Source organism: Aeromonas sp. BIGb0445, from assembly GCF_024809075.1.
Taxonomy (GTDB): Bacteria; Pseudomonadota; Gammaproteobacteria; order Enterobacterales; family Aeromonadaceae; genus Aeromonas; species Aeromonas rivuli.
Genome location: NZ_JANUES010000002.1, coordinates 637,193 through 652,101 on the forward strand (window position 1 = coordinate 637,193; position 14,909 = coordinate 652,101).

Annotated in this window: 9 protein-coding genes; 7 read left to right on the forward strand and 2 right to left on the reverse strand. The window is 59.5% G+C overall.

Going from position 1 to position 14,909, the window contains the following annotated elements; translation table 11 throughout:
* Positions 1-93 precede the first annotated feature (93 nt).
* Positions 94-1,152 carry a PA0069 family radical SAM protein gene (locus M2367_RS06520; protein ID WP_259236185.1) on the forward strand — a complete coding sequence of 353 codons (1,059 nt, stop codon included), beginning with the start codon at positions 94-96 and terminating at the stop codon, positions 1,150-1,152.
* A gap of 678 nt (positions 1,153-1,830) precedes the next feature.
* Here the strand turns inward: M2367_RS06520 and gyrA are convergent.
* Positions 1,831-4,608, reverse strand: coding sequence for a DNA topoisomerase (ATP-hydrolyzing) subunit A (gene gyrA / locus M2367_RS06525; protein WP_259236186.1), 2,778 nt, complete (start codon positions 4,606-4,608; stop codon positions 1,831-1,833).
* 184 nt (positions 4,609-4,792) lie between these two features.
* Between gyrA and ubiG the strand changes: the two genes are divergently transcribed.
* The 5 genes from ubiG (at position 4,793) to yfaE (ending at position 10,580) form a co-directional block, all read left to right on the forward strand.
* The gene (ubiG, locus tag M2367_RS06530; protein WP_005907197.1) at positions 4,793-5,509 is read left to right on the forward strand and encodes a bifunctional 2-polyprenyl-6-hydroxyphenol methylase/3-demethylubiquinol 3-O-methyltransferase UbiG; all 717 of its coding nucleotides are present in this window, start codon (positions 4,793-4,795) and stop codon (positions 5,507-5,509) included.
* Positions 5,509-6,192, forward strand: a complete 684-nt coding sequence (locus tag M2367_RS06535) for an HAD family hydrolase (protein WP_224432851.1) — start codon at positions 5,509-5,511, stop codon at positions 6,190-6,192. Before ubiG ends, M2367_RS06535 begins: the two co-directional genes overlap by 1 nt.
* 601 nt (positions 6,193-6,793) lie before the next feature.
* Positions 6,794-9,061 carry a class 1a ribonucleoside-diphosphate reductase subunit alpha gene (gene nrdA, locus M2367_RS06540; protein WP_259236187.1) on the forward strand — a complete coding sequence of 756 codons (2,268 nt, stop codon included), beginning with the start codon at positions 6,794-6,796 and terminating at the stop codon, positions 9,059-9,061.
* Positions 9,062-9,126: 65 nt separating this feature from the next.
* The gene (gene nrdB, locus M2367_RS06545; protein WP_042042407.1) at positions 9,127-10,260 is read left to right on the forward strand and encodes a class Ia ribonucleoside-diphosphate reductase subunit beta; all 1,134 of its coding nucleotides are present in this window, start codon (positions 9,127-9,129) and stop codon (positions 10,258-10,260) included.
* A complete protein-coding gene (gene yfaE, locus M2367_RS06550) occupies positions 10,257-10,580 on the forward strand; it encodes a class I ribonucleotide reductase maintenance protein YfaE (RefSeq protein WP_310504053.1) in 324 nt (107 codons plus the stop codon). The genes nrdB and yfaE overlap by 4 nt, the downstream gene beginning before the upstream one ends.
* A gap of 321 nt (positions 10,581-10,901) precedes the next feature.
* On the opposite strand, the gene sstT is transcribed toward yfaE, so the two are convergent.
* Positions 10,902-12,149: a serine/threonine transporter SstT gene (sstT, locus tag M2367_RS06555; protein WP_224432849.1), complete on the reverse strand. Its 1,248-nt coding sequence runs from the start codon at positions 12,147-12,149 to the stop codon at positions 10,902-10,904.
* 344 nt (positions 12,150-12,493) lie between these two features.
* Between sstT and M2367_RS06560 the strand changes: the two genes are divergently transcribed.
* On the forward strand, positions 12,494-14,422 hold the full coding sequence (locus M2367_RS06560; RefSeq protein WP_259236188.1) for an ATP-dependent DNA helicase RecQ: 1,929 nt from the start codon (positions 12,494-12,496) through the stop codon (positions 14,420-14,422).
* The last annotated feature ends 487 nt before the right edge of the window (positions 14,423-14,909 follow it).

Genomic DNA, 14,909 nt, shown 5'->3' on the forward strand with positions numbered 1-14,909 from the left:
GGGCCCATCCCACTGTCGTCTGGCGACTTGTCTTTGTCGGTCTCATTGCTCACAATGACTGTATATAAACACAGTTATTATGAGCAGTGAGAGATGGCTGGACGCGGTACCCTTCACAACCTGGATCATCGTTTCAGTGGCCTCCGCATCGAGGCCGTCGACGATGGCTGGCAACAAGGCATCGACTGGGCGCCCGAGTTTATGAATAGCGCCCCTCAAACCCAGGTGCACGGGATCCAGGCCAGGAGCATCATCAGTCATAACCAGTCGCCGGATGTACCCTTTAGTCGCTCCATCAACCCCTATCAGGGTTGTGAACATGGCTGTATTTATTGCTATGCCAGGCCCAGCCACGCCTACCTGGAGCTCTCCCCAGGGCTCGATTTTGAAACAAAACTGTTTGCCAAGCTCAACGCCGCCCACCTATTGCGTCAGGCATTTTCCAAACCCGGATATCAACCACAGACCATCGTCATTGGTGCCAATACCGATCCCTATCAGCCCATTGAGCAGCAATACCGCCTCACCCGCGCCTTGCTCGAAGTGATGCTGGCTCACAAGCATCCGGTAGGCATCATTACCAAGAGCGCCATGGTGCTCAGAGACCTCGAGTTGCTACAGGCTCTCGCCAGCGAAGGCTTGTGCCACGTCATGGTCTCGGTCACCACACTGGATGAGGATCTCAGGCGAAAACTGGAACCCAGAGCCAGTACGGGGCAGGGGCGGCTGGCGGTGATCGGCAAGCTGGCACGGGCCGGGATCCCGGTGGGAGTGCTGGCAGCCCCCATGATCCCCAGGCTCAACGGATCTGAACTCGAGCAGATCATCAGCGCGGCCGCCGCGCAGGGGGCCAACCAGGCTGGCTACATCTTGCTGCGCCTGCCCCATGAGCTGACGCAGCTCTTTGATGACTGGCTGACATTGCACTATCCCGACAAGCGGCAGGCTGTACTGAATCAACTGAAAGCCAGCCGGGAAGGTCGGCTCAATAGCCCGGCCTTCGGGGATCGCATGCGTGGCAGCGGCCAGTTTGCCGAGCTGCTTGCCCAGCGCTTTCGGCTGATCTGCAAACGCTCGGGGCTCAACGCGGCTCATACGCCCCTTAACCTGCACGCTTTTATCCGTCCCCACCAACAGTTCGAACTGTTCTAGCTTCACCCGCCCCGCCAACCCATCGAGATGAAGCGATGACAGCGTGGCAACAGACGGTGAGCCGGGCATCCAGGCAACGGGAGCAGACACAGGATGGAGAGGTTCAGGAGGGAACCGCGAACCCGAGTGACAGCATGGGATCACGGATAATGAAGTATTAAGAGTAAGAGTGGGAGTGGGAGTGGGAGCGTAGAGCGGAGCAAGGACTCTGCTGCGGGTAGTCACCACCGGGCCCTGGCCCCAGGATGGCCCTGTGGCATCTAGCGGGAAACATATCCCCTCTCCCGCTTTACCACTGCCCCTGCAGCTCAGAGAGCGGCTGAGGTTCAGGACGATTGGCTGCCTTTTAGCAATTCAACCGGGATCCTGGATGGCTCAAAGGCCACCAACTCCTCTTCCCGCTCAGCCCCAGACTCATCCCCGAACCATTTCGACCACCAGAGTTGTAACATCGCAGACTCCTCGACATGACACGACACCGGCTGATGTCGAGTGCAGCTTATCCTTGTGCCATGACAAGCAGATGACATTCACTCCTGCCGGCCAAGGAACTCATGCTGAGCGAGACAACGCCAGCCAGCGTCAAGGTTGCCGCCAGCCAACGGCAGACCATAAAAAAGAGCGCCCTAAGGCGCTCTTTTTTGCAGCAACTAGCCAACTCGGCCAGACGATGGAGTATTACTCCTCATCGGCCTGGTCGGCTTGATTACTCTGTTTAGCCTCGCCCGACTCGGGGATGATGTCACCTGCGGCGGCGGTACCGGCTTCAGCCGACTCACCATCCATCAGGACCTCTTCCTCGTCGCTTTCGGCGATACGCTGCAGACCGACCACTGTCTCATCTTCACCGGTACGGATCAGACGAACACCACCGGTGTTACGGCCTATGATGCTCACCTCGGCGACGCGAGTACGCACCAGGGTGCCGCCATTGGTGATCAGCATGATCTGGTCGGTATCTTCGACCTGGATCGCATCGATCACCTTGCCGTTACGCTCGTCCACCTTGATGGAGCGAACGCCCTGGGTACCACGGCTCTTGGTCGGGTACTCGGTCAGCGCGGTACGCTTGCCATAACCGTTCTCGGTGGCGGTCAGGATGGCGCCTTCGCCACGGGGGACGATCAGGGAAACCACCTTGTCGCCATTGAGCAGACGGATACCCCGTACCCCACCGGCGGTACGACCCATGGGGCGAACCCCCTTGAAGGTGCCCTTGGTTTCGCTGCCTTCGGCGGCGTCACTGCTGTCGTCATCACTGACGGCATCGGCTTCCACATCCTCATCGGCGTCGCTATCGTTCTCGACATCCGCATCGGCGCGGCCGCTGCCTTCATTGAAGCGAACCACCTTGCCCGCATCGGAGAACAACATGATCTCGTTGCTGCCATCGGTGATGTCCACGCCAATCAGCTCATCGCCCTCTTTGAGGTTGATGGCACGAATGCCGGAGGAGAGCGGACGGCTGAACGCTGACAGGCTGGTCTTCTTCACGGTACCGTCGGCGGTGGCGAAGAACACATACTTGTCGTCGCTATACTCTTTGACCGGCAGGATGGCGGTGATACGTTCACCCTCTTCCAGCGGCAGCAAGTTGATGATCGGGCGGCCACGGGCGCTACGAGACGCCTCAGGCAGCTGATACACCTTGAGCCAGTAGACCTTGCCACGGGTGGAGAAGCACAAGATGGTGTCGTGGGTGTTGGCCACCAACAGACGCTCCACAAAGTCCTCTTCCTTGATCCGGGTGGCCGACTTGCCACGACCACCGCGGCGCTGGGCCTCGTAGTCGGTCAGCGGCTGATACTTCACATAACCCTGGTGAGAGAGGGTCACCACCACGTCTTCCGGGGTGATCAGATCTTCGATGTTGATCTCGGCGCTGGAGGCGCTGATCTCGGTGCGACGCTCGTCGCCATACTGCTCGCGCACGGCCAGCAGTTCATCGCGGATCACTTCCATCAGCCGTTCCGGGCTTGCCAGAATGAACAGCAGCTCGGCGATCAGATCCAGCAGAGATTGGTACTCTTCCAGGATCTTTTCGTGCTCCAGACCGGTCAGCTTGTGCAGACGCAGGTCAAGGATGGCCTGGGCCTGCTGTTCGGTCAGGAAGTACTGGCCTTCACGGATACCGAACTCAGGCTCCAGCCACTCGGGGCGGGCTGCATCGTCACCGGCTTTTTCCAGCATGCCGGCCACGTTGCCGAGCTCCCAGCCACGCGCGACCAGCTTGGCTTTCGCGTCTGCCGGGGTGTCGGAGTGACGGATCAGCTCGATGATGGGGTCAATGTTGGCCAGCGCAACGGCCAGACCTTCCAGGATGTGCGCCCGATCCCGCGCCTTGCGCAGTTCGAACACGGTCCGGCGGGTCACTACCTCACGGCGGTGCAGCAGGAAGGCATCCAGGATCTCTTTAAGGTTCATCACCTTGGGCTGGTTGTTATCGAGCGCCACCATGTTGATGCCGAACGTGGTCTGCATCTGGGTGTGCTTGTAGAGATTGTTCAGCACAATCTCGCCAGACTCGCCGCGCTTGATCTCGATAACGATGCGCATGCCGTCTTTATCAGACTCATCGCGCAGGGCACTGATGCCCTCGAGTTTCTTCTCTTTGACCAGCTCGGCAATCTTCTCGATCAACCGCGCCTTGTTCACCTGATAAGGCAGCTCGTGAACGATGATGGTCTCGCGACTCGTCTTCTCGTCCACTTCCACTTCGGCCTTGGCACGCACATAGACGGAGCCGCGACCGGTGCGGTAGGCCTGCACGATGCCGGAACGACCGTTGATGATGGCGCCGGTGGGGAAGTCTGGGCCGCTGATGTAGGTCATCAGCTCATCGATGGTGAGGGAGCCATTTTCGATCAGCGCCAGACAGCCGTTCACTATCTCGGTGAGGTTATGAGGCGGAATGTTGGTCGCCATGCCCACCGCGATACCGGAGGAGCCGTTGACCAGCAGGTTGGGCACCTTGGTGGGCATGACAGCCGGGATCAGCTCGGTGCCGTCATAGTTGGGCACCCAGTCCACGGTCTCTTTGTCCAGATCGGCCAGCAGCTCATGGGAGATGCGCGCCATCCGGACTTCGGTATAACGCATGGCGGCGGCGCTGTCGCCGTCGACCGAACCGAAGTTACCCTGACCGTCGACCATCATGTAACGCATGGAAAAATCCTGCGCCATGCGGACAATGGTGTCATACACGGCACTGTCGCCGTGGGGGTGGTATTTACCGATTACGTCACCGACCACACGGGCCGATTTTTTATAGGGCTTGTTCCAGTCGTTCCCCAACTCGTTCATAGCAAACAGAACGCGGCGGTGAACCGGTTTCAAGCCATCACGCACATCCGGCAGAGCTCGTCCTACGATCACGCTCATGGCGTAATCCAGATAGGAACTCTTGAGCTCTTCTTCGATGTTGATCGGCGTGATCTCTCTGGCCAGATCGCTCATAGAAAGCCTTAATCCCTAATTAGTTGTTCTTTGGCATAAACAGCGCGACATAGTAACACAACAAGGGCCATTGCTTAAGTCGGAAATCGGGCTGGTTTGCATAAGTTGGTTCGTTATAATGCCCGCCAGGACAATAGATTGCGCTCCCGACGGGTCGAGCGCCCTGCCACAGGATTTTGCCAAGATGAACACTGACGCCAATGTCGATCTGACAGAAATTGCCAAATTCGAAGCCATCGCCTCCCGCTGGTGGGATTTGGAGGGTGAGTTCAAGCCGCTGCATCAGATAAACCCGGTGCGCCTTGACTGGATCACCGACAAGAGTGGCGGCCTGTTTGGCAAGCCGGTGCTCGACATCGGCTGCGGCGGCGGCATTCTCTCCGAGAGCATGGCCCGCCGTGGCGCCAAGGTGACCGGCATCGACATGGGCAAGGAGCCCCTCGGGGTCGCCCGCCTCCACGCCCTGGAACAGGGGGTCGAACTTCACTACCAGCAGATGACCGCCGAGCAGCACGCCGATGAGGCGCCCGGTCAGTACGATGTGGTGACCTGCATGGAGATGCTCGAGCACGTGCCGGATCCCGCCTCGGTGCTGCGTGCCATCGCCACCCTGGTGCGCCCGGGTGGCCGGGTGTTCGTCTCGACCATCAACCGCAACCCCAAGTCGTTCCTGATGATGATTGTCGGCGCCGAATACCTGATGAAAATGGTGCCCAAGGGGACCCATGACCACAAGAAATTCATCACCCCCGCCGAACTGTGTCGCATGGGTGAGGCCGCGGGCCTGCTGGTACGGGACATGAGCGGGGTGCACTACTCGCCGCTCACCGGCCACTTCAAGCTGGGCGCCAACGTCGATGTCAACTACATGGTGGAGTTTGTCCGCCCGGAGCTGGGTTGATGAGTACCCGCCAGACAAGCGTGCGCTGCGTGCTGTTCGACCTGGACGGCACCCTGCTCGACACCGCCCCGGACTTGGGCGCCGCGGTCAACCATGTGCTGATAAGCGAAGGCTTTGCCCCGCTCTCGGATGAGATCATTCGCCAGACCACCTCCCACGGGGCGCTCGGCCTGCTCAAGGCGGGCCTGGGGGACGAACTACTGGAAGAGCTGGGGGCGACGCGCCTGCGCACCGCCCTGCTCGATTACTACGCCAGCCATCTGTGCGTCGGCACCCGCCCCTACGAGGGCATGATCGATCTCATCGAATGGCTGGACGAGCGGTCCCTGCCCTGGGGCATCGTCACCAACAAGCCGGGCTTTTTGACCGAGCCGCTGCTGGCGGCCCTGCCGGCACTGGCCAGCTGTGGCGTGACGGTCAGCGCCGATACCCTGCCGGTGCGCAAGCCCGACCCCGCCCCCATGTATTTCGCCTGTGAGCAGTTAGGGGTCGAGGCCGCGCACTGCCTCTATGTCGGCGACCATGTGCGCGACATCGAGGCGGGCCGCAACGCCGGCATGTTGACCGCCATCGCCGGCTGGGGCTACCTGCATGGGGAGGATGACCCGGCAGCCTGGGGGGCGGATCTGCACTTTGATACGGTGCAGGCGTTGCATCACTGGTTGCGCTACGAACTCGGGTGACGCACAGCCAGACTCGCTGGATCCCGCCGGGATCAAAGATGGCCCATCCCAGTGCGTGCTCATGCCGCAGATGCGCCGCCGAGGGACGCTTGTCGTCATTAACATGAAACAGACAGGGCCCGACGGGCCCTGTCTGTTTTTGCACGCGACACAGGCTCGATGACTCACTTTTTCACCGTTCTGCGCGGGGAGAGCTGCCGCATAATGGCGACCATTTTTGGCGCGGATCGCACAGGGATTGTGCAAGGATCCAGAAGGGTGCGATTGCTAGTAAAACGGGGCTAGTTTCGCAAGAAAAAAAAGTTATTTTAATTTTATATCTTGGATAGGCAGGCTTGCTTTTCAGGGAGCGGACGAAGGAAAACCCGTTCACTGTGAGCAGTCACTAACTATCATGAGACACCCACAATTTATCCACAGCTATACCCCCATCCATACGTTGCAAAGCTGTGATGACCTCACTATCTTGTAGCTCGAACTCAAAATAACACTACATCTTGTGCCTCACCGCATATCGCCCCACTAGAAACGAGGGGCGAACTGGCTTGTTTGTCAAGCCTTGCGGTGAGTTTTTCGGGAATCAACTAAAGGTCATCAGCCAATGAACTTGTTTGTGACGAAGCGTAACGGCCACAAAGAACCCATCGATCTGGATAAAATTCACCGTGTGCTCGACTGGGCCGCAGAGGGACTCGACCACGTCTCAGTCTCCCAGGTAGAACTCAAGTCCCACATCCAGTTCTATGACGGTATCCGTACCGCCGACATCCACGAAACCGTCATCAAGGCTACCGCTGATCTGATCTCCGAACAGAGCCCGGATTACCAGTACATGGCAGCCCGTCTGGCCATCTTCCACCTGCGCAAGAAAGCCTACGGCCAGTTCGAACCGCCCCACCTCTACCAGCATGTCGCTCGTCTGGTAGACATGGGCAAATACGACAAGCACCTGCTGACCGACTACACCCAGGCCGAATTCGAGGAGCTCAACGAGCACCTGGATCACTGGCGTGACATGGACTTCTCCTACGCCGCCGTCAAACAGCTCGAAGGCAAATACCTGGTCCAGAACCGCGTCACCGGCGAGATCTACGAGAGCCCGCAGTTCCTCTATATCCTGGTAGCGGCCTGCCTCTTCTCCAAGTACCCGAAAGATACGCGCCTGAGCTATATCAAGCGCTTCTATGATGCGGTCTCGACCTTCAAGATCTCCCTGCCGACCCCCATCATGAGCGGCGTGCGCACCCCGACCCGTCAGTTCAGCTCCTGCGTGCTGATCGAGTGCGATGACAGCCTGGACTCCATCAATGCCACCGCCAGCGCCATCGTCCGTTATGTCTCCCAGCGCGCCGGCATCGGTATCAACGCTGGCCGCATTCGTGGTCTGGGCAGCCCCATTCGTGGCGGCGAAGCCTTCCACACCGGCTGCATCCCCTTCTACAAGTACTTCCAGACTGCGGTCAAATGCTGCTCCCAGGGCGGCGTGCGCGGCGGTGCCGCCACCCTGTTCTACCCCCTGTGGCACACCGAGGTGGAGAGCCTGCTGGTGCTGAAAAACAACCGCGGCGTGGAAGAGAACCGGGTCCGTCACATGGACTACGGGGTGCAGATCAACAAGCTGATGTACCAGCGCCTCATCAAGGGCGGTGACATCTCCTTGTTCTCCCCCTCCGATGCCCCCGGCCTGTACGACGCCTTCTTCGCGGATCAGGACAAGTTCGAGCAGCTCTACGTCAAGTACGAGCAGGACCCAGCCATTCGCAAGAAGACCATCAAGGCGGTGGATCTGTTCTCTCTGATGATGCAGGAGCGCGCCGGTACCGGTCGTATCTACATCCAGAACGTGGATCACTGCAACACCCACAGCCCGTTCGATCCGAGCGTGGCGCCGGTACGCCAGTCCAACCTCTGCCTGGAAATTGCGCTGCCGACCAAGCCGCTCAATAACGTGGATGACGACAGTGGCGAGATTGCCCTGTGCACCCTGTCGGCCTTCAACCTCGGCGCCATCGAGAAGCTCGAAGATCTCGAAGAGATGGCCGATCTGGCCGTGCGCGCCCTGGATGCCCTGCTCGACTATCAGGACTACCCGCTCAAGGCCGCCCAGAAAGGCAGCATGAACCGCCGTACCCTGGGGATAGGCGTCATCAACTACGCCTACTACCTGGCCAAGAACGGCGCCCGTTACTCCGACGGTTCTGGTCTGGCGCTCACCCACCGCACCTTCGAGGCGATCCAGTTCTATCTGCTCAAAGCCTCGGTACAGCTGGCCCGTGAATTCGGTCCCTGCCCGGCCTTCAACGAGACCACTTACGCCCAGGGCATACTGCCCATCGATACCTATAAAAAGGATCTGGACGTGTTGTGCCAGGAGCCGCTGCACCTGGACTGGGAGACCTTGCGCGAAGAGATCAAGACCGTGGGTCTGCGCAACTCCACCCTGACCGCCCTGATGCCAAGCGAAACCTCCAGCCAGATCTCCAATGCCACCAACGGCATCGAGCCGCCGCGCGGTCTGGTGTCGGTCAAGGCCTCCAAGGATGGCATCCTCAAGCAGGTGGTGCCCGAGTACGAGCGCCTCAAGGATCAATACGAGCTGCTCTGGAAGCAACCGAGCGTCGATGGTTACCTGCAGCTGGTCGGCATCATGCAGAAGTTTGTGGATCAGGCGATCTCTGCCAACACCAACTATGATCCGGCCCGTTTCGAAGGCAACAAGGTGCCGATGAAGCAGCTGCTCAAGGATCTGCTGACCGCCTACAAATACGGCCTCAAGACCCTCTATTATCACAACACCCGTGACGGGGCTGACGACACCCAGGCCGACATGCAAGATGACGGCTGTGCCGGCGGCGCCTGCAAGATCTGATAAACACCGAGCGGGAGCCTTAACTCCCGCTCTCCTGTTTCCCAATTCAAGACATTCAAATCACCATGGCTTATTCAACGTTTTGCCAGACCCAGAATGACCAGCTCAAGGAACCCATGTTCTTTGGCCAGCCGGTCAACGTGGCCCGTTATGATCAACAAAAATATGATGTATTCGAGCGACTGATCGAGAAGCAGCTCTCCTTCTTCTGGCGCCCGGAAGAGGTGGACGTCTCGCGGGATCGCATCGACTACCATGCCCTGCCCCCCCACGAGCAGCACATCTTCATCTCCAACTTGAAGTATCAGACGCTGCTGGACTCCATTCAGGGCCGCAGCCCGAACGTCGCGCTGCTGCCGCTGGTCTCCATCCCGGAGCTGGAGACATGGATTGAGACCTGGGCCTTCTCCGAGACCATCCACTCGCGCTCCTATACCCATATCATCCGCAACATCGTCAACAGCCCCTCCCAGGTGTTTGACGACATTGTGACCAACGAGCAGATCCTCAAGCGCGCCGGCTCCATCAGTTGCTACTATGACGACCTGATCGAGGCGACCGCGCTCTATAACCTGCACGGTGCCGGTACCCATATGGTCAACGGCGCTGAGCGCACCATCGACCTCCATGAGCTCAAGAAGAAGCTCTATCTGTGTCTGATGAGCGTCAACGCCCTGGAGGCGATCCGCTTCTACGTCAGCTTTGCCTGCTCCTTCGCCTTCGCCGAGCGCGAACTGATGGAGGGCAACGCCAAGATCATCAAGATGATCGCCCGTGATGAAGCCCTGCACCTGACTGGCACCCAGCACATGCTCAACCTGATGCGCAGCGGCCAGGACGATCCCGAGATGGCCATCGTGGCTCAGGAGTGTGAACAGGCCTGCTTCGACATCTTCAAGGAAGCGGCCGAGCAGGAGAAGGAGTGGGCAGAGTACCTGTTCCAGGACGGCTCCATGATTGGCCTGAACAAGGACATCCTCTGCCAGTACGTGGAGTACATCACCAACCTGCGCATGGCCGCCGTCGGACTGCCGTCCGCCTTTAGCGGCGCCAAGCAAAACCCTATTCCCTGGATCAACACCTGGCTGTCGTCCGACAACGTCCAGGTCGCCCCCCAGGAAGTGGAAGTGAGCTCCTATCTGGTCGGTCAGATAGACAGCGAAGTGAGCCATGAAGATCTCGGTGACTTCGAGCTGTGAGTGAGGCACTGCTGGCGCCAGAGCGGGCCGCCCAGACCCCAGGGGTTGAACGCGAGCCGGCGCTGGCCATCATAGAGAGCCAGCACGGCCCCATGCAGGTTCGCCCTGGCGAGGCGTTGCTCGACACCCTGGAGCGCCACGGCCACCAGCTGGAGTATCAGTGTCGCAGCGGCTATTGCGGCGCCTGCCGCACTCCCCTGCTGGCGGGCAAGGTGCACTACCCGGAGCCTCCCCTTGCCTTCGTCGAAGCGGGGCAGTGTCTGCCCTGTTGCTGTCGCCCGGTGGGCGACATCACCCTCGATCTCAGTCACCACGACTAGCGTCTCACCACCAGATCCCCAGAGCCCTCCATCGAGGGCTTTGTGTTATCTGCCAGCGGCGGTCTGCCAAACCACATCGATGTTCTCCGCCCCACTCCCAGCCCGTGCATGCTGCTCACCCCGCCCCTCCAGACAATCCTCAGCCGCGCCTGTATCTGCGCATCTGCCTGCCCGTCTGGCAGCTGCGATGGCCCGCCACGCCGCTTGCGAGGAAGGGAGAGAAGCCCGCCCCTGCACCAGCCACGGTCTGCACGCAAAAAAAATGCCCTCCGAAGAGGGCATGTCCATGTCTGACACGTAGCCAGATTGCTGACCGTCGATTTAGACGTTACGACTGACCACAGGGTGATCCAGCAGGGCCTCGTCTTCGGCCATGCAGGCTGCTGCGGTGAACAAGACGTCGGTGGAGCTGTTAAGGGCTGTCTCGGCGGAATCTTGCAGCACACCGATGATGAAGCCGACCGCGACCACCTGCATGGCGACATCATTGCTGATGCCAAACAGGCTGCAGGCCAGGGGGATCAGCAGCAGGGAGCCGCCGGCCACCCCAGATGCGCCACAGGCGCTGATGGTTGCGACCACGCTGAGCAGCACTGCTGTGGCCAAATCCACCTGCAGACCCAGGGTATGGGCCGCCGCCAGACTCAGTACCGTGATGGTGATGGCGGCACCAGCCATGTTGATGGTGGCTCCCAGAGGGATGGAGACCGCATAGGTGTCCTTGGGCAGCTTGAGCTTCTCGCACAGGGCCATGTTGACCGGGATGTTGGCGGCGGAGCTACGGGTGAAGAAGGCGGTCACACCGCTCTCTTTCAGGCAGGTCAGCACCAGCGGATAAGGGTTGCGCTTTATCTTCCAGAAGACGATGAGCGGGTTGACCACAAAGGCGATGAACAACATGCTGCCGATCAGCACCATCAGCAGATGGGCGTAACCAAGCAGCGCCTCGAAGCCGGTCTCGGCCAGGGTGGATGCAACCAGACCCAGGATGCCGAGCGGGGCGCAGCGGATCACCGCCTTGACGATGATAGAGACCCCATCGGACAAGTCGGAAACCAGCACCTTGGTGCTCTCATTGGCGTGACGCAGCACGATGCCAAGGGCGATGGCCCAGGCCAGGATGCCGATGTAGTTGGCTTCCATCAGGGCCTTGACCGGGTTGCTCACCACGTTGAACAGCAGGGTCTGCAACACCTCGATGATGCCCCCAGGCGGGGTGACATCGGCGGTATTGGCCACCAGATGCAGGCTGGAGGGGAACATGAAGCTGGCCAGCACGGCCACCAGCGCGGCGGCGAAGGTACCGAACAAGTAAAGACCGAGCAGCGGGCGGATATTGGTCTTCTGACCCTGCTTGTGACCCGTGATGGAGGCGGCTACCAGCACGAAGACCAGTATGGGGGCCACGGCCTTGAGGGCACCGACAAACAGGTTGCCGAGCAGACCTGCCGATTTGGCCCACTCAGGAGCGAGCAAGGCCAGCACTATGCCAACGATCAAACCGATCAGGATCTGGCTGACCAGACTGGTGCGATTGATCAGACGAAGGAGGGGGTGTTGTTGTGTCATCTATGTAGTCCCTGTGCACACATGGTGCTTGAATCATGAAGTCCTGCGGCGAACCTGTTTCATTCGGAACCAACCGAACGAACCCGCCAGCTGCGGGAAGACCTTCTCGAGTGGGGTCTCTGTTCCAGGCGGGGGTCGCACCCATGGAATATCCCACCTGCAACATCTTTTTTCCACACATACACCACGAAAATCCCATTTCACATCACAAAAAAACCACAACAATGAGATAACACCATATCAACAACCGCCAGAACGAAGCCAAATGCCACTCTCTTGGCGTCCCTGGCCGATCCTGGCCGGGTCCAGGTGGTATCATGGGGTTTTCCTCAGGATGCCGCCCTATGATCGCCTCTTTGCTTGAACAACACTTCGGTTTCACCCAGCTCAGACCCGGGCAACAGGCAGTCATGGAGCAGATATTGGCAGGACGCAGCGCCGCGGCCATCTTCCCGACTGGCTCCGGCAAGTCTCTCTGCTATCAACTGCCCGCCCTGGCCCTGCCCCACCTGACCCTGGTCATCTCCCCGCTCATCGCCCTGATGCAGGATCAGCTCGCCTTCTTGCAGCGCAAAGGGATAGCCGCAGCCACGCTGGATTCGAGCCTGACCCCGGAGCAGAGCCGTGACGTGATGCGGCAGATAGAGGCTGGCGAGCTCAAGATCCTGATGATCTCGGTCGAGCGACTCAAAAACGAGCGCTTTCGCCGCTTCATCGCCGGGGTGCCGCTCTCGTTGATGGTGGTGGACGAAGCGCACTGCATCTCGGAGTGGGGCCACAACTTTCGTCCCGATTACCTCAAGCTGCCCGAACACAGGCGCGCTCTTAATATCCCCCAGGTACTGCTGCTGACCGCCACCGCCACGCGGGCCGTGATGCAGGACATGCAACGCAAGTTCGATATCGACGATCAGGGGCTGGTGCTGACCGGTTTCTACCGCCCCAATCTGGACTTGAATGTTGTGCCTATTGAACCCAATTTGCGTGACCGCTGGCTGGCGCAGGAGATAGGGCGAGCGCCTGGCGCCCCGACCATCGTCTATGTCACCCTGCAACACACCGCCGAGGCGTGCGCCGCCAATCTGGCCCGGGCCGGGTTTCGGGCCCGTGCCTATCATGCCGGGCTGGACGCTGATCTTCGCCGGGAGATACAGCACTCCTTCATGACTGGCCAGCTCGACTGCATTGTCGCCACCATCGCCTTTGGCATGGGAATAGACAAGGCCGATATTCGCCGGGTCATCCACTACGACTTGCCCAAGTCCATCGAGAACTACAGCCAGGAGATAGGCCGTGCCGGGCGCGATGGTCAGCTCTCCCACTGCACTGTGCTGGCCAACCGGGCTCAGCTGCCGGTGCTGGAGAACTTCGTCTATGGGGATACCCCGGACCGCGCCGCCATCCGTCAACTGTTGGCCCAACTGCCCCCTGCGGGGGAGTCATGGGAGTTCGTGCTGCTGCGCCTCTCCAACGAGACCAATATTCGCCAGCTTCCCCTCAAGACACTCCTGGTCTATCTGGAACTGGCCGGCGTGCTGAGCCCGGCTTATAGCTATTTTGCCGACTATCGCTTCAAGTTCATCGCAGACAAAGCCGCCATATTGGCGCGTTTTGGCGAGGGACGTCGCCACTTTCTCGAGGCCCTGTTCACCTCTGCCCCTCAGGCTCGCAGCTGGTGCACCATGGATTTTGAGGCCCTCTGGCAGGGGTATCAGGGGGAACGCTCCCGCGCCGTGGCCGCCCTCGACTATCTGCAGCAACAGGGGCTCATCGAACTGGAGAGCAAGCAGATGACCGAGGTTTATCAGGTGCAGAATGCACCGAGCAGCCTCGATCTCCTCGCCGATGAGCTTCATGCTCTGTTCGAGCAAAAGGAGCAGAGCGAACTGGCCAGGTTGCAGGGCCTGCTCGCCTTCTTCACCTCACCCACCTGCCTGAGCCACTCCCTTGCCCACCATTTTGCCGATGAGCAAGCGCCAGCCTTATGCGGCCACTGTTCGGTCTGTCGCGGCCAGGTGGCGGAGCTGCCTGTTCACCTCGCCCCACAACTGCCCAATGACGCCGGGATCCGCGCCTGGTGCGATCCGCTGGCAAGCCTGTTGCCCCTACCAACACCCAGGGTGCTGGCGCGCTTCCTGTGCGGCATCAGCACGCCGCTCACCACCCGCCTCAAGGCGGGCAAGCTGGCTGGCTTCGGGAGGTTGAGCGAGGTGCCCTTTGCGCAGGTGATGGCACTGGTGACCCAGGCCTATGGTGTGCAAGACTCCAAATAGACTCATTTGTTCCGTCTTGGGGATTCCGGACAGCAGATACCGGTTAGCGTGCTGAAGAGGTGAGGAGGATAACAGGAGTGCCTGCGCCGAAAAAATAAGACCCTCGCAGATGCGAGGGTCAAGCCAACGGAAACGTGCTTAAACAGAGCTTTGTTTTCGGACACTGAGACGCCTTCTTGCTAAAGCAGCGCAGCACCGAACACAGGGCCAATCTAGAGCAGTCGGAATGTAGCGTCAATGTAAAAATTAGACTCGAAACTCTAAGTTTGAAGCATTACGTTAACGTTTACGTAAAGCATATTCCACTGTGATACTCCCCAAGGCACGGCTGGCCTGCCCTGGGGCGATAGCGATCCTCTCCCTCATCCCATTCGTACTTTTTTATTGAAGAATGATGAAACATTTATTTTTTATCTCTTTGACATTTACCCAGCTATCGTGGCAGAAATAATTTAACAGTCAGTAACATACAGCATCTGCTGACTGC